The 22,132-nt window shown below is 74.3% G+C and carries 19 protein-coding genes and 2 pseudogenes; 12 read left to right on the top strand and 9 right to left on the bottom strand.

From position 1 onward, the window contains the following. The first annotated feature begins 1 nt into the window (after position 1). The 3 genes and pseudogenes from ACIBBA_RS10720 to tsaA all read left to right on the top strand — a co-directional run bounded on the left by ACIBBA_RS10720 (position 2) and on the right by tsaA (position 2,298). Positions 2–447 (top strand): annotated as a pseudogene (locus ACIBBA_RS10720) (recombinase family protein). 29 nt (positions 448–476) lie between these two features. Next, positions 477–1,865: an IS607 family element RNA-guided endonuclease TnpB gene (gene tnpB, locus ACIBBA_RS10715; protein WP_396695896.1), complete on the top strand. Its 1,389-nt coding sequence runs from the start codon at positions 477–479 to the stop codon at positions 1,863–1,865. A gap of 16 nt (positions 1,866–1,881) precedes the next feature. After that, positions 1,882–2,298, top strand: coding sequence for a tRNA (N6-threonylcarbamoyladenosine(37)-N6)-methyltransferase TrmO (gene tsaA / locus ACIBBA_RS10710; RefSeq protein WP_396695894.1), 417 nt, complete (start codon positions 1,882–1,884; stop codon positions 2,296–2,298). Between the two features lie 112 nt (positions 2,299–2,410). Here the strand turns inward: tsaA and ACIBBA_RS10705 are convergent, their stop codons facing one another. Both ACIBBA_RS10705 and ACIBBA_RS10700 read right to left on the bottom strand, forming a co-directional pair. Next, on the bottom strand, positions 2,411–3,040 hold the full coding sequence (locus ACIBBA_RS10705; RefSeq protein WP_396695892.1) for an MBL fold metallo-hydrolase: 630 nt from the start codon (positions 3,038–3,040) through the stop codon (positions 2,411–2,413). Next, positions 3,037–4,125 carry an S-(hydroxymethyl)mycothiol dehydrogenase gene (locus ACIBBA_RS10700; protein ID WP_396695890.1) on the bottom strand — a complete coding sequence of 363 codons (1,089 nt, stop codon included), beginning with the start codon at positions 4,123–4,125 and terminating at the stop codon, positions 3,037–3,039. The genes ACIBBA_RS10705 and ACIBBA_RS10700 overlap by 4 nt, the downstream gene beginning before the upstream one ends. 198 nt (positions 4,126–4,323) lie before the next feature. Between ACIBBA_RS10700 and ACIBBA_RS10695 the strand changes: the two genes are divergently transcribed. Beyond that, positions 4,324–4,764, top strand: a complete 441-nt coding sequence (locus ACIBBA_RS10695; RefSeq protein ID WP_396695888.1) for a hypothetical protein — start codon at positions 4,324–4,326, stop codon at positions 4,762–4,764. Positions 4,765–5,124: 360 nt separating this feature from the next. Here ACIBBA_RS10695 and ACIBBA_RS10690 read toward each other — a convergent pair. Both ACIBBA_RS10690 and ACIBBA_RS10685 read right to left on the bottom strand, forming a co-directional pair. After that, positions 5,125–6,087: pseudogene (locus tag ACIBBA_RS10690) on the bottom strand (nitrate/nitrite transporter); the annotation flags it as partial. A gap of 74 nt (positions 6,088–6,161) precedes the next feature. Then, complete coding sequence (locus ACIBBA_RS10685) at positions 6,162–6,833, bottom strand: GntR family transcriptional regulator (protein WP_396695886.1); 672 nt, start codon at positions 6,831–6,833, stop codon at positions 6,162–6,164. A 181-nt stretch (positions 6,834–7,014) separates the two neighbouring features. Here ACIBBA_RS10685 and ACIBBA_RS10680 point away from each other — a divergent pair, with 181 nt between their 5' ends. Both ACIBBA_RS10680 and ACIBBA_RS10675 read left to right on the top strand, forming a co-directional pair. Further along, entirely contained in the window at positions 7,015–8,217 is a 1,203-nt protein-coding gene (locus ACIBBA_RS10680; RefSeq protein WP_396695884.1) for a low temperature requirement protein A, read from the top strand. A gap of 64 nt (positions 8,218–8,281) precedes the next feature. Further along, a complete protein-coding gene (locus ACIBBA_RS10675) occupies positions 8,282–9,727 on the top strand; it encodes a cryptochrome/photolyase family protein (protein ID WP_396695882.1) in 1,446 nt (481 codons plus the stop codon). 3 nt (positions 9,728–9,730) lie between these two features. Here ACIBBA_RS10675 and ACIBBA_RS10670 read toward each other — a convergent pair whose 3' ends face one another. The 3 genes from ACIBBA_RS10670 to ACIBBA_RS10660 are packed head-to-tail and all read right to left on the bottom strand — an operon-like array spanning position 9,731 to position 13,232. Continuing rightward, entirely contained in the window at positions 9,731–10,663 is a 933-nt protein-coding gene (locus ACIBBA_RS10670; protein WP_396695880.1) for an alpha/beta fold hydrolase, read from the bottom strand. Continuing rightward, a complete protein-coding gene (locus tag ACIBBA_RS10665) occupies positions 10,660–11,667 on the bottom strand; it encodes an SDR family NAD(P)-dependent oxidoreductase (protein ID WP_396695878.1) in 1,008 nt (335 codons plus the stop codon). Before ACIBBA_RS10665 ends, ACIBBA_RS10670 begins: the two co-directional genes overlap by 4 nt. Positions 11,668–11,723: 56 nt before the next feature. Beyond that, on the bottom strand, positions 11,724–13,232 hold the full coding sequence (locus tag ACIBBA_RS10660) for a flavin-containing monooxygenase (protein ID WP_396695876.1): 1,509 nt from the start codon (positions 13,230–13,232) through the stop codon (positions 11,724–11,726). A gap of 112 nt (positions 13,233–13,344) precedes the next feature. Between ACIBBA_RS10660 and ACIBBA_RS10655 the strand changes: the two genes are divergently transcribed. Beyond that, positions 13,345–14,016 carry a TetR/AcrR family transcriptional regulator gene (locus ACIBBA_RS10655; protein WP_396695874.1) on the top strand — a complete coding sequence of 224 codons (672 nt, stop codon included), beginning with the start codon at positions 13,345–13,347 and terminating at the stop codon, positions 14,014–14,016. On the opposite strand, the gene ACIBBA_RS10650 is transcribed toward ACIBBA_RS10655, so the two are convergent. Together ACIBBA_RS10650 and ACIBBA_RS10645 are read right to left on the bottom strand one after the other, a co-directional pair. After that, entirely contained in the window at positions 14,013–14,474 is a 462-nt protein-coding gene (locus ACIBBA_RS10650; protein ID WP_396695873.1) for a hypothetical protein, read from the bottom strand. The genes ACIBBA_RS10655 and ACIBBA_RS10650 overlap by 4 nt on opposite strands. Then, on the bottom strand, positions 14,474–14,947 hold the full coding sequence (locus tag ACIBBA_RS10645) for a hypothetical protein (protein ID WP_396695872.1): 474 nt from the start codon (positions 14,945–14,947) through the stop codon (positions 14,474–14,476). Before ACIBBA_RS10645 ends, ACIBBA_RS10650 begins: the two co-directional genes overlap by 1 nt. A 44-nt stretch (positions 14,948–14,991) precedes the next feature. Here ACIBBA_RS10645 and ACIBBA_RS10640 point away from each other — a divergent pair, with 44 nt between their 5' ends. From ACIBBA_RS10640 to ACIBBA_RS10620, 5 genes are all read left to right on the top strand, one after another. Then, entirely contained in the window at positions 14,992–15,969 is a 978-nt protein-coding gene (locus tag ACIBBA_RS10640; RefSeq protein ID WP_396695871.1) for a helix-turn-helix transcriptional regulator, read from the top strand. An 87-nt stretch (positions 15,970–16,056) separates the two neighbouring features. After that, on the top strand, positions 16,057–16,683 hold the full coding sequence (locus ACIBBA_RS10635) for an ATP-binding cassette domain-containing protein (RefSeq protein WP_396695869.1): 627 nt from the start codon (positions 16,057–16,059) through the stop codon (positions 16,681–16,683). Next, the gene (locus ACIBBA_RS10630; protein WP_396695867.1) at positions 16,680–17,951 is read left to right on the top strand and encodes an extracellular solute-binding protein; all 1,272 of its coding nucleotides are present in this window, start codon (positions 16,680–16,682) and stop codon (positions 17,949–17,951) included. Before ACIBBA_RS10635 ends, ACIBBA_RS10630 begins: the two co-directional genes overlap by 4 nt. Continuing rightward, positions 17,948–19,723: an ABC transporter permease subunit gene (locus ACIBBA_RS10625; RefSeq protein WP_396695865.1), complete on the top strand. Its 1,776-nt coding sequence runs from the start codon at positions 17,948–17,950 to the stop codon at positions 19,721–19,723. Before ACIBBA_RS10630 ends, ACIBBA_RS10625 begins: the two co-directional genes overlap by 4 nt. Further along, a complete protein-coding gene (locus ACIBBA_RS10620) occupies positions 19,720–22,107 on the top strand; it encodes a hypothetical protein (protein ID WP_396695863.1) in 2,388 nt (795 codons plus the stop codon). The genes ACIBBA_RS10625 and ACIBBA_RS10620 overlap by 4 nt, the downstream gene beginning before the upstream one ends. Positions 22,108–22,132: the final 25 nt, after the last annotated feature.

The following is a 22,132-nucleotide window of genomic DNA, read 5'->3' as shown; positions in this document are numbered from 1 at the left end:
GGTGAACTTGAAGCAGTGGGCGGAGCGGGAGGGCGTGCATCACGTCACCGCGTACCGGTGGTTCCGGGAAGGCCGGCTACCGGTGCCCGCCCGCAAGGTCGGGCGGCTGATCCTGGTCGACGTGGCGGCCACCGGGAAGCCTGCGGCCGAGTCGGTCGTGGTGTACGCGCGGGTGTCCTCGGCAGACCAGCGCGCTGACCTGGATCGTCAGGTCGCCCGGGTGACCGAATGGGCTACGAGCCAGGGACTGGTTGTGTCGCGTGTGGTGACCGAGGTCGGGTCCGCGCTTAACGGCCACTGCAAGACCCGGCTGAGGTCGACGATGACCTGGTTAGAGACGTGACTGAGGTCCTCACGTCGCTGTGCGCCCGGCTGTACGGCCGGCGCGCGGCGGCGAACCCAGCCAGGCGCGCCGTGGCCGCGGCGACCGGGCCGGCCGTCGAATGAGAGGCTACGAGCCGCCGGCGGGCTGGACGGTGCAGGCGTACAAGTTCGCACTGGACGCGACGCCGGCGCAGGTGCAGGACCTGCGTCGTCACGCCGGCGCGGCCCGGTTTGCCTACAACCACATGCTGAGGCGTTTGTCCGCGGTCAAGGCGCAGCGCAAGGCCGAGGCCTCGTACGGGGTCGTCGAGACTGACCTGACCCCCTGGCAGGGCTGGTCGCTGCCGAGCCTGCGGCGCACCTGGAATGACACCAAGCCGTGGGTTGCGCCGTGGTGGCAGGAGTGCTCCAAGGAGGCGTTCAACACCGGCCTGGACAACCTGTCCCGGGCGTTGACCAGCTGGTCGGACTCGCGCAGCGGCAAGCGCAAGGGCCGCACGATGGGCTGGCCCAAACTCAAGCGCAAGCACGCCGCCCGGTCGGTCCGGTTCACCACCGGAGCGATCCGGGTGGAGCCCGATCGACGCCACGTGGTGCTGCCTCGGCTGGGGCGCATCCGCACCCACGAATCGACGCGAAAGCTGGCCAGGCGACTGGAAGCTGGCACCGCGAAGATCTTGTCCGCGACGGTCACCGAGACCGCCGGTCGGTGGTTCTGCGCGTTTCAGGTGGCCGTGCGACGTGCCGCCGGTCGACCCGCGCACGCACCCCTGACGGGTCGCGTCGTCGGGGTCGATGCCGGCGTCAAGCATCTCGCGGTGCTGTCCACCGGCGAAATGGTGGCCAACCCGGCCCCGTTCAAGGCGGCGCTCACGCGGCTCGGTAAGGCTCAGCGTCGCGCCTCCCGGCGCGTCGGTCCGTATGATCCGGTGACCGGTAAACGCCGAGACCCGTCGAATCGCTGGCGGCGGGCACAGCACCGGGTTGCCCGGATCCAGGCGACAGCGGCAGCGGTGCGGGAAGACTCGTGGCACCAGCTGACCACCCGACTGGCTCAGCGCTACGACCTCATTGCGGTGGAAGACCTGCACGTGGCCGGGATGAAGCGCAACCGCAGGCTGGCCCGCGCCTTGTCCGACGCCGCGCCGGGCACCCTGCGCCGACATCTGGCGTACAAGACCAACTGGTACGGCAGCGTCCTGCACGTCACCGACCGGTGGTATCCCAGCTCCAAGACCTGCTCTGGCTGCAAGACAGTGAAACCCAAGCTGTCTCTGGCGCAGCGCACATTCACCTGCGCCGCGTGTGGCCTGTCCCTGGACCGCGACATCAACGCCGCTTGTAACCTTGCCGACCTGGCTCGGCACGTCGACCTGGAGTTGCCGGGCGACGAAAAAACAGGACGTGGAGCCTACGTAAGACCCGCAAGACCCGCACCTGTGCGGGCTGGGCAGTCGGGCGCAGAAGCGTCAAGACCGCTTGCGGTCAACGCCGTCCGGCAACGGACGGCTACCGATCATGTGCTAACCAACGCTTCATGAAAGGTAACGGGCGACGATGAGTGAGATCGACTACCTGCTGCGGCCGGTCGGCCGGGTCGAGTCGCCGCTGACCGACGCGGCGAGGGCACCGAAGCAGGGCGACGAGGGCGCTCCGGACGCGTGGCTGGTCTTCGAGCCGGAGTTCGCGCCGGCCGTACGGGATCTGCGACCGGGCACCGACGTGCTGGTGCTGACCTGGTTCGACCGGGCCAGCCGCGACGTCCTGACGGTGCACCCGCGTGGTGACGCGTCGCGCCCGGAGACCGGGGTGTTCGCCACCCGGTCGCCGCACCGGCCTAACCCGATCGGCCTGCACCGGGTACGGCTGCTGTCGGTCGACGGCCTGCGGATCAGGGTGGCCGACCTGGAGGCGCTGGACGGGACGCCGGTGCTGGACGTCAAGCCGGTGCTCGGCGGCCCGCACGAACGCTGACCGGCGAACCGCGCGAGCCGGCGAACCGCACGCCGGCGAACCGCACGAGCCGGCGGCCCGCACGAACGTCGACCGACGGCCCGGCCGGCCCGTGGGCCGGCCGGGAACAGGGTCAGTGACCGCGGGCGATCCACTCGTCGAGGTGCGGCGCCTCGGCGCCGATGGTGGTGTCGTCGCCGTGCCCGGTGTGTACCACCGTCTCCGGCGGCAGGGTGAGCAGCCGGGTGCGGATCGACTCGACGATGGTGTCGAAGTCGCTGTAGGAGCGGCCGGTGGCGCCCGGGCCGCCGGCGAAGAGCGTGTCACCGGTGAACACCGCGCCCAGCGCCGGCACGTGGAAGCTGCACGCGCCGGGGCTGTGCCCCGGGGTGTGCAGCACCCGCAGCGCCGCGCCGGCCACCTCGACGGTCGTCCCGTCGCGCAGTTCCCCGTCCGGCGACACGTCCGGGTGCACCAGGTCCCAGAGCACCTGGTCGTCCGGATGCAGCAGGACGGGCGCGCCGGTGGCCCGTGCCAGCGCCGGGGCGACCCGGACGTGGTCGTCGTGGGCGTGGGTGGCGAGGATCGCCGAGACCCGCCGCTGCCCCACCACCCGCAGGATCGCGTCCACGTCGTGCGGCGCGTCCAGGACGACGCACTCGGCGTCGTCGCCGACCACCCAGACGTTGTTGTCCACCTCGAAGGTCTGCCCGTCGAGGGAGAAGGTACCGGAGGTGACGGCGTGGTCGATCCGGACCGTCACGGGAAGACCACCACCGAACGGAGCACGTCGCCGTGGTGCATCCGCGTGAACGCCTGCTCGACCTGGTCGAGCGCGATCTCCTCGGTGACGAACGCGTCGAGGTCGAGGCGGCCCTGCAGGTAGAGCTCGGTCAGCATCGGGAAGTCGCGGCTGGGCAGACAGTCGCCGTACCAGCTGGACTTGAGCGCGCCACCGCGGCCGAACACATCGAGCAGCGGCACCTCGAGGGTCATCTCCGGCGTGGGCACCCCGACCAGCACGACGGTGCCGGCCAGGTCGCGGGCGTAGAACGCCTGCTTCCAGGTCTCCGGGCGGCCCACCGCGTCGATCACCACGTCGGCGCCGAAGCCGCCGGTGGCCGCGCGGATCGCCTCGACTGGGTCGTCCTCCGAGGCGTTGACGGTGTGCGTGGCGCCGAATTTGCGGGCCCAGTCCAGCTTGCGGGAGTCGGTGTCCACCGCGACGATCGTCGTCGCGCCGGCCAGCGCCGCGCCGGCGACCGCGGCGTCACCGACGCCGCCGCAGCCGATCACCGCGACCGAGTCGCCCCGGGTCACCCCGCCGGTGTTCATCGCCGCGCCGAGCCCGGCCATGACCCCGCAGCCGAGCAGCCCCACCGCCGCGGGCCGGGCGGCCGGGTCCACCTTGGTGCACTGGCCCGCGTGCACCAGCGTCTTCTCGGCGAAGGCGCCGATGCCCAGCGCCGGCGCCAGCTCGGTGCCGTCGGTGAGGGTCATCTTCTGCGCGGCGTTGTGGGTGGCGAAGCAGTACCAGGGGCGACCGCGCCGGCAGGCCCGGCAGACGCCGCAGACCGCGCGCCAGTTGAGGATGACGAAGTCGCCGGGCACGACGCCGGTGACACCGTCGCCGACCTCTTCGACGATGCCGGCGGCCTCGTGCCCCAGCAGGAACGGGTAGTCGTCGTTGATGCCGCCTTCGCGGTAGTGCAGGTCGGTGTGGCAGACCCCGCACGACTGGATCCGGACGATCGCCTCACCCGGCCCCGGGTCGGGCACGACGATCGTGGTGACCTCGACCGGTGCGCCCTTGCTGCGGGAGATGACTCCCCGGACCTCCTGGCTCACGGTTGCCCTCCTGTCTCTGGGGTGGTGGCCGGATGCTCGCGCGGCCCGGTGCGCCGAGCGCGCCCGGCCGCGTCGGCGGTCGACCTTCCGGCGAACCTACCGTGATCGACCGGAGCGGCACAGTCGGCGCGGCGGCGGGTTATCCCGCCCGCCGGCGGGTAGGCGGGGGCACGATCTGGCCGCACAGCAGGAGTGATCATGAATCTGGCGCACGTACCGCTGCGGGTGACCGTCGGCGCCTTCTTCCTCAACTCGGGGCTGAGCAAGCGGAACCTGGAGGGCGAGGCCGCGCAGGGGATGCACGGCATGGCTACCGGGGCCATCCCGCAGCTGCGACAGCTCGACCCGAACCGCTTCGCCAAGCTGCTCTCGTACAGCGAGGTCGCGCTGGGCGCCGCACTGGTCGTCCCGTTCGTCCCGTCAGCGCTGGTGGGGCTCGGGCTGACCGCCTTCGGCGCCGGGCTGATGCAGCTCTACCTCAAGACACCCGGCCTGCGTGAGCCGGGCAGCCTGCGGCCGACCCAGCAGGGCGTGCCGATCGCCAAGGACGTCTGGCTGGTCGGTGCCGGGCTCACGTTGGTGCTGGACAGCCTCACCCACCGCCGGCACCACCTCCGGCACCACCGCCGCCACCACTGACACGCCCGCCGTCGGCACCGCTGACGTGTCCGCCGTCGCCACCGCTGACGTGTCCGTCGACGCCACCACCGGCGTGCCCGCCGCGGCCGCTCGGGCCAGGTCGGCCGGGTGGGTGGAGCGGCTCGGGGTGCCGGCGGCGAGCTGCCGACGGGCCGCGTTGCGGTAGCGGAGCACCTGGATCGCGCCGAGCGTCCAGAGCGCGTACTGCACGGCGAAGGCCCAGCGGAACGCGTTCAGATCGGGTGCGCCGTGCCCGGCCGGGGTCGACAGGTCGAGCACCACGCCCACGGCGAGCACCAACGCGATCGAGGCGACGAAGCCACCGACGTTGACGATGCCGGTGGCGCTGCCGATCCGGCTCGCCGGGTTGAACGTACGGGCGTAGTCGAAGCCGATGATCGACGCCGGGCCGTTGACGGCGAGCACCAGTACCAGCAGCACCAGCAGCCACCGCGGGGCCGGGCCGGGCCAGGCGAGCACCATGGCCCAGACCGCGGCGGTGGCCGCGACCACGGCAAAGACCAGCACCGAGCGGCGGAACGGGTGCCGGGCGCAGAGGTGCGCGAGGACCGGGCCGACCAGCAGCCCGGCCACGGTCATCAGGGTGAGCAGGTACGCCGCCGAGGTCGGTCGCAGCCCCTGGCCCTGGACCAGGAACGGGAAGCCCCAGAGCAGCGCGAAGACCGCACCGGAGAACTGGGTGACGAAGTGCGTCCAGAGCCCCAGCCGGGTGCCCGGCTGCGTCCAGGCGGTGGCCAGCTCCCGGCGCACGTCGGCGAATCGGGGCGGCGGCCCGGCCAGGGTCTCCCGGTGCGGGGTGTCGCGCACGGCGACGAGCACCAGGAGCACGACCGTCGCGCCGAGCGCCGCGGCGACCAGAAACGCCGGTGTCCAGCCGACGTGATGCAGCAGGGCCACCAGCGGTACGGTGCCGAGGACCGCGCCGAGCTGGCCGAGCGTGCCGGTGAGCTGCACGATGAGCGGGTTGATCCGGCCGGGGAACCAGAACGCCACGATCCGCAGCACGCTGATGAAGGTCATCGCGTCGCCGAGCCCGACCAGGATCCGCGCCGCCACGGCCAGCCGCACGTCGGTGGCGAGGGCGAAGCAGAGCTGGCCGGCGACCATGAGCAGGCCGCCGGCGACCAGCAGTCGGCGCGAGCCGAAGCGGTCGATCAGCACCCCGACCGGTATCTGCATCGCCGCGTACACGGCCAGCTGGGCGACGGAGAAGGTGGCGAGCGCGGCGGCGTTGATGTCGAACCGGTGCGCGGCGTCGACCCCGGTGACCCCGAGCGAGCTGCGGTGGAAGACCGCGGCCACGTACGCGCTCAGCGCGACGCCCCAGACGAGCGCGGCGGAGCGGCGGGCGGTGACGGGCGGGGTGGTGCGCACGCTCACCGCAGCGTCCGCAGCACGGTCGCCGAGTTGTCGATGTGCGCGACCACGGCCTCGATCCAGCGCCCGGGATCGTCCTCGTCGAGCGCGGCGAGCTGTGCGGCGTGCTCGGTCAGCGCCACGTCGGCCCAGCCGGGAGAGAGGCGGACGCTGGTCTCACCCATGCGCAGCTGCCGGTCGCGCAGCCGCTGGTACAGCTCGGCGAGGATCTCGTTGCCGGCGGCGTCCACCACGGTGGCGTGGAAGGCCCGGTCAGCGGCCATCAGTGCGGTCACGTCACCGGCGGCGTGCGCCGCGCGCATCTCGGCCAGCCAGCGACCGAGGTCGGCTTTCAGCTCGGCCCGGCGCGGCCAGACCCGCTCGGCGGCGTGCCGCTCGACCAGCCGGCGAGCCTCGATCACGTCGGTGATCTCCCGGGCGGAGACCGGCCGGATCAGGGCGCCCCGCTTCGGGTAGAGCTTGACCAGCCCTTCGGTCTCCAGCCGGAGCAGCGCCTCGCGCACCGGCGTACGGGAGACTCCGGTCGCCTCGGCGATCTCCCCCTCGCTGACCAGCAGCCCGCCCGGGTAGACCTGCTCCAGGATCGACCGCTTGAGGTGGCGGTAGGCGCGCTCGGCAGCCGATGGCGCGGCGGCGGCGGTCGACCTGGCCGGCGCGGAGGGATGCGTCATGTATCTATGATGCGACCGCGGTGCCGGCCACCGTGGCCGTGGTCGCCGGAACGTGGCGTCGGCCACCGGAGCGCCGCGTCGCAGAACACGTCGGACCGGCTCGACCGGTGATCGGAGTCGGGGCCGCCGAGCCGGCTGGCTATCGTGTGGGCGACCCGGCTGTCCGCCCGAGGAGCACCTGTTGACCCAGACCCGAGCCGTGCGCCCGTGGTATCGCCGGATGACCGCGCGGCAGCGGGACGAGCCGCACCGCGCCGCCACCCCGTTGGAGCTCTTCTTCGACCTCTGCTTCGTGGTGGCCGTGGCGCAGGCGGCCGGAAGCCTGCACCACGACGTGTCGGAGAATCACGTCGGCCACGCGGTGACGAGCTATCTGATGGTGTTCTTCGCGATCTGGTGGTCGTGGATGAACTTCACCTGGTTCGCCTCCGCGTACGACACCGACGACGACGTCTACCGGCTGACCACCCTCGTGCAGATCGTCGGCGCCCTGATCATCGCGGCGGGGGTGCCACGCGCCTTCACCGAGGGCGACTTCACCACCATCACCTACGGGTACGTGGTGATGCGGCTGGCCGCGGTGGTGCACTGGACCCGCGCGGCGGCCAGCGACCCGATGCACCGCGGGGCCGCGATCCGGTACGCGGTCGGGGTCAGCGTGGTGCAGGTCGGTTGGCTGCTGCGGCTCGCCCTGCCCGAGGACTGGCGGCTGGCGTCCTTCGTGCTGCTGGCCCTGGCCGACCTGCTGGTCCCGGTCTTCGCCGAGCGGCCCGGGATGACCCCCTGGCATCCGCGGCACATCGTCGAACGGTACGGCCTGTTCACCCTGATCGTGCTCGGCGAGACAGTGCTGGCCGTCTCGATCGCGATCCAGGACGGGTTGGACGCCGGATCGCACCGCCTCTGGGCCCTGGCCGCGGCCGGTGTGGTGATCGTGTTCGCGCTCTGGTGGGTCTACTTCGACCGGCCGGTCGAGTTGTCGACCCGGCTGCGCGACTCGCTCACCTGGGGTTACGGCCACTACCTGATCTTCGCGTCGGTCGCCGCGGCCGGGGCGGGCCTGGCGGTGGCGGTCGACCACGAGCGGCAGATGTCGCACGTCTCGCAGACCACCGTCGGGTACGCCGTCGCCGTGCCGGTCGCGGTGTACCTGGTCGTCGTCTGGGCGTTGCACGTACGCCGGCAGCAGCGCGGGCCGGTCGTCGCGGTGTTCCCGGTGACCGCCGCGTTGGTGCTGGTCGCGCCGCTCGGTCCGGCGCCGGTGCAGGTGGTGGCGGCGCTGTTGTTCGCCCTGGTGACGGTCACCGTGCTGGTTCGGCGGTTGGGCAACACACCGGCGGCGGACGACGCGAGCCGGGACGCGGCGGACCCGGACGAGGCCTGACCTCGACGCTCCGGGCTCGGCCGCCTACCGCGCGCGACCGCCCCGCAGTGGGCAGAATTGGACCATGTCTCCCCGCCGATGGCTGTTGGCCGATCAACTCGGCCCGCACTTCCTCGACGATTCCGACCAGCCGGTGCTGCTCATCGAGGCGCGGGAGCTGTTCCGCCGGCGGCCCATGCACCGGCAGAAGGCCCACCTGATCCTCTCCGCACTGCGCCACCGCGCGGCCGAGCTGGGTGACCGGGCCGTGCTGCTGCGCACCGGCACTTTCCGGGAGGCGCTCGACCAGCTCACCGGGCCGGTGGAGGTCTGCCATCCGCACTCCCGGGCCGGCCTGCGCTTCGCCCGTTCGGTGCCCGGCCTGGCGGTCCTGCCGCCACGCGGGTTCGTCACCAGCCAGGCGGACTTCGCGGCCTGGGCCGACCAGCGCCGGCGCGTCCCCCTGCGGATGGTCGACTTCTACCGGCACGCGCTGCGCCGACACGGGGTGCTCGCCACTTCCGCCGGCGGCGCCCCGGCGCGGCGGCGGCCCCGCTCCGCCGCCGCGCAGCCGCTGCCACCGCCCCCGCCGGTCGTCGAGGACGAGATCGACGCCCAGGTGCGCCGCGACCTGGACCGCTGGGCGGCCGACGGGGTCCGGTTCGTGGGCCGCGACGGCCCCCGGCGGCATCCGGCCACGCACGCGGAGGCCGAGGCCCGGCTAACCCACTTCCTGGCGCACCGCCTGCCGGAGTACGACCGGTACGCCGACGTGATGAGCGTCCACGACCCGCTGCTGGCGCACAGCGCGCTCTCCTCGTCGTTCAACCTCGGTCTGCTCGACCCGGCGCCGGCGGTGCGGGCGGCCGAGCAGGCCTGGCGCGACGGCGCGGCCCCGCGCGCGGCGGTGGAGCCGTTCATCCGGGGACTGCTCGGCTGGCGCGAGTTCCTGTGGCAGCTCTACTGGTACCTCGGACCGCGGGGGGCCGGCGGGCCGGCCGCGACCGAGGCGCTACCGGAGTGGTTCGCCGAACTGGACGCGGACGCGGTCGAGGCGCGCTGCCTCGCCGACGTGCTGGCCGCGGTCCGCGACGGCGCGTGGACCCACCACGTTCCCCGGCTGCTGGTGCTCGGCAACTACGCGCTGCAACGCGGCTGGTGCCCCACCGAGCTGGCCGACTGGTTCCGGCGCTCGTTCCTCGACGGCACCGACTGGGTGATGAACGCGACCGTGGTCGGCATGAGCCAGTACGCCGACCTGCCCCGGGTGGAAACCCGTCCGTACGCGGTGGACGGCAGTGACATCGACGAGATCAGCGACTACTGCACCGGCTGCCGGTACGTCCCCGAGCGGGCGCTCGGGGATCTCGCCTGCCCGTACACCGGCGGCTTCGAGACCTTCCTCTACCGCAACCGGGAGCGGCTGGTCGGCGATCCGCGGCTCGCCGCCGAGCTGACCCGCCGCGACGACCCGGAGCACCGCGAGGCGGTGCTGGCGCAGGAGGAGAAGCGGGGCAGCACCCCGCCCTGACGCTCAGCCGGCCTCCGGCGCCGGGCGGCGGCGCTCGGCGGCGCGGGGGTCCTCGATCGTCGCGGTGACGACTGCCGCGCCGGCGTCGGAGCTGGCGGGCGTCGCCCAGAAGTCGAGCAGCAGCTTGTGCAGCTCCTCGGCCCGCTCGATCTGCGGCATGTGCCCGCAGTCGCGGAACAGGTGGGTCTGGGCCCGGGGCAGCCGGGTCCGGGCGGCCTCGAGGTGGGCCGCCGGCAGGATCAGGTCCCGGTCGCCCCAGACCACCAGCGTCGGCACCGCCAGGGCGGCCAGCTGGGTCAGCAGCTCCTTTCGCCACTGCGGGCGGACGCCGCGGAAGCCACCCAGGCTCCGGACGGTCTCGAGCATCACCCGCGCGGTGTACGGCTGGCGGGCCACCTCCAGGGCGTACGCGACGCGCTCGGCGGTGGCGAACGCCGGGTCGTGGAAGAGCGCTCGTTCGACCCGGCGGGCGGCGGCCCGGCTGGGGCGCAGCATCATCCGGCCCAACGGGCGCAGCGCGAGCAGCCGCAGCGCGAGGGTCACCTCCTGACCGAAGCCGGCGCTGTTGACCAGCGCGAGGCTGGCCACCCGGGCCGGCTCGGTGACGGCGAGGCGCATGGCGACCGCACCGCCGAGGGAGTTGCCGACCAGGTGTGCGGGGCGGTCGACGCCGACCACGTCGAGGTAGCGGCCGACGAAGCGGGCCAGCGCCGGCAGGGTGTGCGGCTCGGCCATCGGCAGCGACCCGCCGTAGCCGGGCAGGTCGACGCTGTGCACCCGGAACCGCTCGGCGAGGCGCTCGTGCTGGTCGGTGAAGTCCCGCAGGGTGCGGCCGACACCGTGCAGCAGCAGGACTGGCGGGCCGTCGCCGTCGATGCGGTGGCGCACCCGGCGTCCGTCGACGGTGACGTGCCGGGGGCCCTGCGCCGCGCTCATGCCGGCTCCCCGGCGGTCTCGGTCGCCGACACCTCGGCGGCCCGTGGTGCGGGCACGGCGCCCACCGGCCGGTGCGCGACCGGCGGTGGCGAGGCGGGCGGGACGAGCGCAGGTGGCGACGTCGCGGCGGGCCGCTCGCGCTCGAACGGCGTCGGCGTCGCGGCACGCGAGGCCGGCTCGCCCCGGTGCAGTCCGAGGGCCAGGACCCGGTGGTACGAGGCGGGCGCCACCCGGGCGAGCAGATCCGGCAGCTTCGCCGACCAGCCGATCAGCACCCGGCCGCGGCGGCGGGCCACCCCTCGCAGGATCACCTCGGCGGCTCTGGCGGGCGCGATGGTCAGCAGCTTCTCGAACTGCCGCCGGCCCTGCTCGTACTCGTCGCGGTCGACGCCGCTGCCGACCCGGGCGTTGGCCGCGATCCGGGTGTTGATCCCGCCGGGGTGCACCGAGGTGACCCCGATCCCGTGCTCGGCCAGCTCGGGGCGGAGCGCCTCGGTGAGGCCCCGGACGGCGAACTTGCTCGCCGAGTAGGCGCTCTGCCCGGCGGGCGCGATCAGGCCGAAGAGGCTGGAGATGTTGACCAGGTGCGCGCCGGTCTCCTCCTTGAGCGCGGGCAGCAGCGCGTGGGTCAGCTGTGCGACCGCCCGGAAGTTGATCTCGACCACCCAGCTGAACTCCTCGAAGGTGACCTGGTCGAACCGGCCACCGAGGGCCACCCCGGCGTTGTTGATCAGCAGCCGGATCCGCGGGTGCCGCTGCCGGATCTCCGCCGCCACCCGCGCGGTCGCGGCCGGGTCGGCCAGGTCGACCAGGTAGGTGCTGAGCTGTCGGTCGGGGTGGCCGGCGCGCAGCGCGGCGACCACCGCGTCGAGCCGCTCGGCGTCCCGGTCGAGCAGGACCAGGTGGCTGCCGCGGCGGGCCAGCGCGTGTGCCAGCGCCTCGCCGATCCCGCTGGCGGCGCCGGTGACCACGGCCGTGCCGTCGGCGAAGTCGAAGGTACGCACGGGTTGCTCCTCTGCTGCTCGGTTCAGGCAACGGCCGCATCGTCCACGAAGGACGGTCAGCCTACCGGGGTGCCGGTGGGCCGCTCCGGCGTGGCAGGCCGGCCGACGACGCCGGCCCGGGAGAACCGCACGCCGGCGTCGGCAAGCCGGCCGTGCCGCATCAGCAGCACGTCGCGGGGGTAGTTCTGGTGGAGCCGCCATGGCGCCGCGGCTCCCTGCTTGGGCAACGCGTCCAGGCTACGCAGGACGTAGCCCGCGCGGAGGTCGATCAGCGGCACCCGGTCGTCGCCGGGCGGCGGCAACGGGGTGACGATCTGCTGCCCGGTGCGGTCGAGGTGGCGCAGCAGCCGGCAGACGTAGGTGGCGACCAGGTCGGCCTTCAACGTCCAGGAGGCGTTGGTGTAGCCGATGGTCATGGCCAGGTTCGGCACACCGGAGAGCATCATCCCCTTGTAGGCCACCGTGCCGGCCAGGTCGACCTCGGCGCCGTCCACGGTGAGCGTCATCCCGCCGAGGGCGAGCAGGTTGAGGCCGGTCGCGGTCACCACGACGTCGGCGGGCAGCTCCTCGCCGGAGGCCAGTCGGACGCCGTGCTCGGTGAACGTGTCGATGGTGTCGGTGACCACCGAGGCCCGGCCGTCCTGCACGGCGGCGAAGAGGTCGCCGTCGGGCACGATGCAGAGCCGCTGGTCCCACGGGTCGTAGCGGGGCGAGAAGTGTCGGTCGAGGTCGTAGCCGACCGGCAGCCGGCCCCGAGCGGCTCGGCGCAGCAGCCGCTTCATCAGCCCGGGCGCGCGCCGGCTGAGCTGGAAGTTGGCGGTGGCGAGCAGGACGTTCTTCCACCGCACCACCGGGTACGCGGCCTTCGCCGGCAGCCAGCGGCGCAGCGCGTCGGCGAGCGCGTCGCGCGCGGGCAGCGGCAGGATGTACGTGGGTGAGCGCTGCAGCATCGTCACGTGGGCGGCCCGCTCGGCCATGGCGGGCACCAGGGTGACGGCGGTGGCGCCACTGCCGATGACCACCACCCGCTTGCCGGTGTGGTCGAGGTCGGCCGGCCAGTGCTGCGGGTGCACCAGCCGCCCGGCGTACCGCTCGACGCCCGGGAAGTCCGGGGTGTAGCCGGCGTCGTAGCGGTAGTAGCCGGCGCAGACATAGAGGAAGGCGCAGGTCAGCTCGACGGTTTCGGCGGTGTCGTCGCGGTGGGCGTGCACCGTCCAGCGGGCCGTGGCGCTGTCCCACTCGGCGCGCAGCACCCGGTGCCGGAAGCGGATGTGGCGCTGCACGTCGTACTCGCGGGCGGTCTGCTGGACGTAGGCGCGGATCGCGTCGCCGTCGGCGATCGCCTTCGGGTCGGTCCAGGGCTTGAAGGAGTAGCCGAGGGTGAACATGTCCGAGTCGGACCGCACGCCGGGATAGCGAAACAGGTCCCAGGTGCCGCCGATGGCGTCCCGGGCCTCCAGCACGGCGTACGTCTTGGCGGGGCAGCTGCGCCGCAGGTGGCACGCGGCGCCGACGCCGGACAGCCCGGCGCCGACGATGATCACGTCGACGTGGTCGGAGGCCATGGCACCTCCCGGTGGGTGGCGGTGGACCGGACCTTATCCACCGCCGTCGAGGCCAGTCAACACCCTGTCGAGTTTCTCGACAGGGTGTTGAGGCCCGGTAGGATCGGTGGTCATGACGAGCGTGCGTGCCGCCGCCGCAGCCGCGACTCCGCGCGGGCGGCGGGCCGCCCGGTCCGCCGGTGACCACCGCGAGCTGGCGATTCTGGCCACCGCGGAGCGGTTGCTGGAACGGCGGGCGTTCGCGGACATCTCCATCGACGACCTGGCCCGCGGCGCCGGCATCTCGCGCCCCACCTTCTACTTCTACTTCGCCTCCAAGGACGCGGTGCTGCTCACCCTGCTGGACCGGGTCACCGAGGAGGCTGACGCCGCCGCCGGCGACGTGCTGGACCGGCTCGCCGAGGACCCCCGGGCCCGCTGGCGGGAGCTGATCAGCCGGTTCCACGACACGTTCCGCGCACACAAGGCGGTCACCCTGGCCTGCGCCCAGGTGCGGGGCACCAACGCCGAGGTACGCCAACTCTGGGCGGCGGTGCTGGAGCGCTGGGTGCGCAGCGCCGAGACGGCCATCGAGGCCGAGCGGCGGCGCGGCGCAGCCCCGGGCGGATCACCCGCCCGGGACCTGGCGATCGCGCTGACCTCGATGAACGAGCGGGTCATGTACGCGACGTTCGCCGCCGACTCACCCGCCGTGGCCGAGCCCGACGTGGTGGACGTGCTGCTCGACGTCTGGCTGTCCACGATCTACCGCACCACCACTCCCCCGGGCTCCACCGGCGGCTAGTCGGCGGAGGCGCGGGTGAACTCCATGATCCAGTTGGTCTCCCAGGTGTCTCCGCCGTCGGTGGAGAACGCCTGCTCCCAGCGGGCCGAGGTCGCGGTGATCCCCGACCAGATGAACCGGCAGCGGATCGGGCGGCCCTCGTCGACGTCGTCGGCGTAGAAGGTGCCGACCCCGTCGACGAAACGGCCGACCAGCGGCGGCATCTCCACCACCCCGTTGGCGCTGTTCATCCAGTAGATGGACCACTCGCCGCGGGCCGCGTTGAAGGTCCGCACGGTCGCGCCGGAGAAGTCCTTGGTCGGGAAGGTGATCTCGTCGAAGCTGCCCGCGCCGTCGAAGAAGCTACGAGCCACCTTCACGCTCGGGAACTCGTCCCACTCGTCGCTGCCGACGTGCCGCTTCTTCAGCCGCCGGTTGGCGATGTTCCAGGTACCGACGAGGAAGTCGAAGTCGCCCATCAGCGGCCCACCGGCCCTTCGGCGTGGGCGTCGACGAGGTACGCCTCGACGTCCGGCCGCTCCGGCGCGAGCACGTGCCGGACCCAGGCGGCCCGCTCGTGCTCCAGCACGCTCAGCTCCCAGACGCAGCCCACCCCCGGCCTGTTCAGCGGGACGAAGTGGGTCGGGTCCTCGTCGGGGCAGTCCAGCGCCGGCTGGCCGGCCACCGCGACGCCCACCTCGACCGCGTTGTCCCAGGTCCAGCTGTACGCCAGCAGGTAGGCGCCGGTGTCCGCGCCCCGGTGCAACACCACCCAGCCGGCCGGCGGGGTGCCGTCGGGCTCCGGGAGCAGGCTCGGCAGCACGTCGTACGCCGCCTTCTCCACCTCCGGCTCGATCGGGCGCTCCGGCTGGTCGATGTGGTAGCGCTTGAGCTGTCGCCCGGCGACCGTGGTCGGCCCCGGCGTCCGCAGGTGCTTGTCGCGAAATGCCATGCCGAGACGGTAGCGGCACTTCCCTGACAACTACTGTCAGCAGAATGCGGGCCAGTCGACTCCTCTCCGTCCTGCTGCTGCTCCAGGCGCACGGCCGGATGACGGCCACCCAGCTCGCCGAGCGGCTGGAGGTGTCCACCCGGACCATCTACCGGGACGTGGAGTCGCTGCACGCCAGCGGCATCCCGCTCTACGGCGAGGCCGGGCACGCCGGCGGCTACCAGCTGCTCGACGGGTGGCGGACCCGGCTGACCGGGCTGACCACCGAGGAGGCGGACCGGCTCTTCCTGGCCGGCCTGCCCGGCCCGGCCGACGAGTTGGGCGACGGCGCGGTGGTGGCCGCGCTCCAGCTCAAGCTGCACGCCGCGCTGCCACCGCCGCTGCGCGAGCGGGCCGCGCTGCTCCAACAGCGGTTCCATCTGGACACCGCCGGCTGGTTCGCCGACGGCGACGCCTCGGCGCACCTGTCGCCCGCGGCCGACGCGGTGTGGCGGCAGCGCCGGATCGAGGTCCGCTACCGCAGCTGGGCCGGGGAGGTCACCCGCGTGCTCGACCCGTACGGACTGGTGCTCAAGGGCGGCCGTTGGTACGTGGTGGCGGGCCGACCGGGGCGGGACGAGCCGGCCACCTACCGGGTCAACCAGATCCTCGCGCTGACCACCCTGGACGAGGGGTTCGACCGGCCGGCCGACTTCGACCTGTCGAGCTGGTGGCGGGGGCATGTGCAGCAGTTCCGGGCCCGGCTGCACCGCGACGAGGCGACCGTACGGCTCTCCCCGGCCGGCCGGGCCCGGCTGCGGGAGGTGGCCAGCGACGTGGTGGTGGCAGCCGTGGAGAGCAGCGCCGGGCCACCGGACGAGGCCGGCTGGGTCACCGCCGCGCTGCCGATCGAGTCACTCACTCACGCGCACGGCGACCTGCTGCGCCTCGGCGCCGAGGTGCAGGTGCTCGCACCGACGGCGCTGCGGGACCGGCTGGCGGCCACGGCGGCGGCGCTGGCCCGCCTCTACCACGCCGACTGAGCCGCTTCTCCATTGTGGAGCCGTGCCGGGGACATCGATTGTCGGCGTGATGTGCCACCCTGGGACGGGTCGACGAGGTCACCGGAGGTGAGGGTCACGTTACGGCTGCGCGCACTGGTCGCCGTCCCCGGCACCGGGCCGGTCACCGTCGAGATACCCGCCGGGCGCACGGCGGCCCTGGTGGCGCCGCCCCGGGTCGGCACCGCGGTCGCCCGGGTGCTGGCCGGGCTCGCCGCACCCCTCGCCGGGCGGATCCTGGTCGGCGAACGGGACGTGACCGCCCTGCCGCCGCCGCGCCGCCAGATCGGCTACGTCCCGGCCGGCGGCGCGCTGCTGCCGCAGCTGACCGTGCGCCGCAACATCGAGTACGGCCAGCGCAAGCGGGAACGGGTACGCGAGGTGGCCGACGACTGGGCGGCGACCGTCATCGAGCGGTTGGAGCTGGCGCCGACCCTCGCCCTGCTGCCGCACCTGCTCTCCGACGCCCAGCGGTTCCGGGTCGCGCTGGCCCGCGCCGCCGCCTGTCTGCCCGAGGTGCTGGTGGTCGACCTGCCCGCCGGGATGGCCGGTGGTGGCCGGCTGAGCGATCTCGTACCCCGGCTCTCACCTCCGGACGCACCCGGGGTCGCCGTGCTGGTCTGCACCGCCGACCCGGCCACCCTCGAGGAGGTCCCCGATCGGGTCGAGCTGGTCACCGAGGCGGTGGGGCGATGAGGGGCGGGCTGCGCCGCCGCACGCTGCTGCGCGCTGCGGTCGCCGGCACCGCCACGGCCGCCACCGGCTGCTCCGGCGGGGAGCGGGCGGTGCAGGTGGCAGTGGTCTGGAGCGGCACCGAGCTGGAGCGGTTCCGCGAGGTGGTGGCCGGCTATCCCGCGCCGGTGCAGGTGGTCAGCGCCGGCAACGACATCGACGCGTTCCTGCGCGCCCGGCACCTCGCCGGCACCAGTCCCGACGTGGCGATCCTGCCCCGGCCCGGCCTGGTCACCGAGTACGCCGAGCGGGGCTGGTTGAGCCCGCTGACCCCGGCCGCGGGCTACGCCGTCCCCGGCGACCTGGGCGACCTGCTCACCGTCGGCGGCCAGCGGGTCGGCGTCTGGGTGAAGGCGGCACACAAGTCCCTCTTCTGGCACCTGCCCTCGGTGCTGGCCCAACCACCGACCAGTTGGGACGAGCTGGTGGCGCTGACCCGCCGCCTCGGTGCGCGGGCCCGGCGCGGCCTCGGCCCGGCGCCGCTGGCGATCGGCGCGGCCGACGGCTGGGTGCTCACCGACTGGTTCGAGAACGTGCTGGCGGACGTGGCGCCCGACGGCTACGACGCCCTCGCCGGCCCGGACGCCGACTGGCAGGGCGCGCCGGTGCGCGACACCCTCGACCGGCTCGCCGAGATCTGGAGCGTCGACGGCGCCTTTCCCGGTGGCGCCCGCCGCGCCCTGCTCACCCAGTACGAGGAGTCCGTGATCCAGGTGGTGCGCGCGCGCCGGGCGGCGATGGTCTTCGAGGGTGACTTCGTCGACGACGTGGTCCACCGGTTCCAGCGCGACTCGGCCGGGCCGTCGACGTTCCGGTTCCCCGGCGCCCAGCCCGGCGGCGGCCCGCTCATCGTGGGCGGCGACGTCGCGGTGGCCTTCGCCGGCGCCGACGCCGGGGTGGAACTGGTGCGCTGGCTGACCGACGCCGCCGCGTTCCGGCCCTGGCTGCGCGCCGGCGGCTACCTGTCACCGAACATCACCGTCCCGCTGGACGGCTACGCCGATCCGGTCCGCCGCCGGCTGGCCGCCGAGATGCGCACCGCCGACACCCCACGGTTCGACCTCTCCGACCGGCTTCCCGGGCCGTTCACCGGCTCCGACGGCGTCGGCATCTGGCGGATGATGCAGGATTTCTTCGCCGACGTGACCAGCGGGGTGCCGGCCGCCGAGGCGGTCCGCCGGGCCACCGGCCAGCTCGCCGCCGCGGCCCGCAGCGCGGGCGGTGGCCGGTGACCAGGGCACCGGTCCTCGGCGAGCTGGCCGTCCTCGACGACGTCGGGCCGCCGCGGCGCGGTCGTGCCTACCCGGCGGCGGGCGCCACGTCGGCGCTGCTGCTGCCCGCCGCGCTGCTCCTCGGTGGGCTGGTGCTCTGGCCGGTGCTGCGCACCGTGCACGCCAGCGTCACCACCGACGGCCGGTGGGTGGGCGCGGCGCACTTCCGGGCCGCGCTGGACGCGCCGGACACCGCCGCGGTGGTCGGTCGCACGGTGCTCTGGGCGCTGCTGGTGCCCGCCGTGGTGACCGGGCTGGGCTACCTGCTCGCCGCCGCGTCCCGCCGCTCCCAGGAGGGCGGCCTGGTCCGGCTGATCCTGGTCGTGCCGATCGCGCTGCCCCTGGTGGTCACCGGGGTCACCTTCCGCCTGATGTACGACCCGGACCCGACCCGTGGGCTGGCCACCCTGCTCGCCGCGCGGTTGACCGGGCGCTCCGCCGAGGACGCCCCGCAGCTGCTCGGCCCGGGCCTGGTCACCGTGGCGCTGATGTCGGCCTTCATCTGGGCCTGGGTGGGGCTGGCCGTGCTGGTGTTCCGCGCCGCGCTGGACCGGGTGCCGCCGAGCCTCGCCGACGCGGTACGCGCCTACGGCGGCAGCCGCCGGCACGTGCTCTGGGACGCCCAGTGGCGACCGCTGCTGCTGCGTACCTTCGCGGTGGTCTTCGCCCTGGTGGCGGTCGGCACCAGCCGGACCTTCGACCTGATCCTGGTGATGGCGCCCGGCTCGGTACGCGACGAGGCGGCGGTGCTGGCCCTGCGGGTCTGGCAGACCTCCGGCGGCACCACCACCGGCGAGGGGGCGGCACTCGGCGTGGTCTGGCTGGTGGCGGTGGCCGCGGGCATGCTGGTGGCGGCGCTCTTCGTCCGGCAGGCGTGGCCGCCGCCGCGACCCGCCGAGCCGGAGCCGGAGGAGGCGGAGCCGGCGACCGCCCCGCCGCCGCGGCTGTTCCGGCTGATCGCCGCGGGCGCGGCGGTGGCCTGGCTGATCCCGCTCGGGGTGCTGGTCGCGACGTCGCTGCACAGCCCGGTCGACGCGGCGGCCGAGGGCTGGTGGTCGGCACCGCTCAGCCTGGACTCCTACCGCGACGTGCTCGGCGGCTCGGAGCTGTGGCGGGCGCTGACGTTCACGCTGCTGCTGGCCACCGTGGTCACCGCCGCCGTGCTGGTCGTCGCGCTGCTCGCCGCATACCCGCTGGCCTGGCTGACCGGGCCGGCGGCGCAGGCGACCGGCCTGCTGCTGATGGCCGCCAGCATCGTCCCGGTGCAGGTGATCGCGGGGCCGGTCAACGAGGTGCTCGGGGTGGTGCTCTCCTCCGGCACCGCCCGCGGGCTGGCGCTGGTGCACCTGGCGCTCGGCGTGCCGTTCGCGGTGCTGGTGCTGCGCAACGCCTTCGCCGACCTGCCGGCGGAGCAGGTCCGTGGCGCGCGGCTGGGCGGGCGGCACTGGTGGGGCACGCTGCGCCGGCTGGCCCGCCACAACCGGCCGGCGATCGTCGCTGTCTCCGTGCTGGAGTTCGTGCAGGTCTGGAACGACCTGGTGGTCGGGCTGCTGTTCAGCGGCCCCGACGCGGCGCCGCTGGGGCTCTTCCTGGCCGGGCAGACCCGCGGCTTCGTGGCCAACAGCGGCGCGCTCGCCACCGGCTCGGTGATCGCCTCGGTGCTGCCGGTGCTGCTGGTGGTGCTCGCCCGCCGGCATCTCGTCGCCGGCCTGGTCGCGGGGGGCGTCCGGTGACCGGCCCGACCGGCGCCGGCCGTCCGCCCCGTTGGCCGGTGCTGGTCGCGGTCGGCACGCTGGTCAGCGGGGTGGCCGCGAACCTGGCCAGCAACCTGCTCTCCGAGCTGGCCAGCAGCGTGCTCGGGCCGGCGAGCATCGCGGTGGCGGTCAGCGGCGCGATCGGCTGGTTGGTGTTCGAGATGCGCCGGCGGCGGGCCGGCCGGCAGGTCGCCGCCGAGCCGACGGAGATCGTCGCCGAGCCGACCACCGGCGCCCCGACGCTGCCCTACCCGGCCGGCTTCACGGGTCGGGGTGAGCACGTGGAGTCGATCGTCGCGCTGCTGGCCCGGGAGCACGCGGTGGCCGTGCTGGGCCGGCGTGGGGTGGGCACCTCGGCCTGCGCGGTGCAGGCGGCCAACCTGTGCCGGGAGAACTTCCCGGACGGGCAGTACTACCTCGACCTGCGCCGCGCCGGCCGGCCCCGTTCGGCGCGGCAGGTGCTCACCGCGCTGGCCCGGATCCTGGGCACCCCGCCGCCGACGTCCGGCCGGGCGGACGCGCTCGCCGAGGCCGCCGACGCGCTGCGCCGGCAGCTCGACGGTCGCAAGATCCTGCTGGTGCTGGACAACGTGGACACACCCGCGCAGGTGCGGCCGCTGCTGCCGCCGACCGCGCGCACCTGCCGGCTGCTGCTCGCCGGCGGCCCCGCGTTGACCGGTCTCGAGGGCGTGGTGGCGCACTGGATCGCCGAGCCCGGCCCGACCGAGGCGGTCGAACTCTTCGCCGCCGCCGGGCAGGCCGCGCCGGCCGCCCGGGTCCGCCGGGCCGATCCGCGCGCCGACCCGGCGGTACGGTCCATCGTGGACCTCTGCGGGCGGCAGCCGCGGACGGTCCGCGCGCTGGGCTACCGCACCGCCCAGCACGGCTGGCGCCCCGCCGACGTGCTCGACGCGCTGCGCCGAGCGGTCGAGACACCCCCGCACCAGCGGGTCAGCGTCTCCCCCGCGGCCCGGTTGGTCACCGAGCGCGACACCGCCTACCGGGCGCTGTCGGTCGAGGCGCGGCGGCTGCACCGGTTGATGTCGCTCAGCCCGGCCCCGGTGGACCGGCCGACCATCGCGGCGCTGGCCCGTCGGCGGCCCGACCGGGTGGCGGCGCTCCTCGACGAGCTTGCCGCGGCGGCGTTCGTGGTCGGCGCGCCCGGCGACCGCTACGAGATCCGGCCGCTGCTCGCCGGCTACGCCCGGCTGCATCTGCGCGACGCCGAGCCGGCCCGCCGGCGGGTCGCCGCCCAGGCCCGGCTCACCCGGCACCTGGCCCGCCAGGCCGAGCGGCACGCGGCCAACCTCGCCGCGATCGGGTCACCGCCTGACCGGGAGTGGTCGCTGCCGCTGGACGACGACCCCTACGGCTGGTTCGACCTGCACCAGGAGCTGCTGCTGGCGGTGGTGCGGGTGCCGGCCGGCGCCGCGGAGACCCTGCCCCGGCGGGTACGTCGCTGGTGGTTCCGGCTGGCCGTGGCGCTGTGCGGGTGGCTGGCGCACGCCGAACGGCTGCAGGAGTGGGAGCAGGTGTGCCGCACGGTGCTCGCCACCCCGACCGCCGACGACCGGCCGGAGATCGCCGGCTGGGCGCACAACGAGCTGGGCGTGCTGCGCCGGCGCCGGCACGACCCGCAGGGCGCCGCCGCCGCGCTGACCCTGGCGGTGGCCGAACGCGGCCGGCGCGGCACCGCGCAGGCGCGGATGAACCTCGGCCTGGCCCTGCTCGACCTCGGCCAACTCGACGACGCGGTGGAGCACCTGGAGCTGTCCCGGCGGCACCGCTCCGGCGCCGACCGGGCCGGGCACGCGCTGACCGACCTGGGGTTGGGCGCGGCCCGGCTGGCCCGGGGCGAGCTGGACAGCGCCCACCACCACCTGGTGCGGGCGGCGAACACGTTCCGCTCGCTCGGCGACGCCCGGGGCTACGCCGCGGCGCTGACCAATCTGGTGCTGGTGCACGCCAGCGTCGGCGAACACCTCGACGCGGCGCAGGCGTGGCGGGCCGCGCTACGCGAGTACGAGTCGGTGAGCGATCCGACGAGCAGGGCGGCCGCCCTGCTCAACGCCGGCGCCACCCTGCTGGCCACCAGCCCGACGCAGGCGCGGCAGGCCTACGAGATGCTCGCCGAGAGCCGCCGGCTGCGCGAGGGCGGCCGGCCGAGCGCGGGGCTGGGCCGGACCCTGCTCTACCTGGGCGACGCGGCGGCCGCCCTGGACGATCCGGACGAGGCGCATCGCCACTGGGTGGACGCGGCGGCCATCTGTGAGGAGGTTGGCGACGCCGAGGGGCAGGCGGCGGCCGACACCCGGCTGGCACCCGACGAGCCGGCGACCGCGCAGACCGCAGTAGAGGCCTGAGCAGGCCCGCACGTCACGGAAGGCC

This window comes from Micromonospora sp. NPDC051006 (genome assembly GCF_044456245.1).
GTDB lineage: Bacteria > Actinomycetota > Actinomycetes > Mycobacteriales > Micromonosporaceae > Micromonospora.
This window is presented reverse-complemented; position numbering and strand designations above follow the sequence as displayed.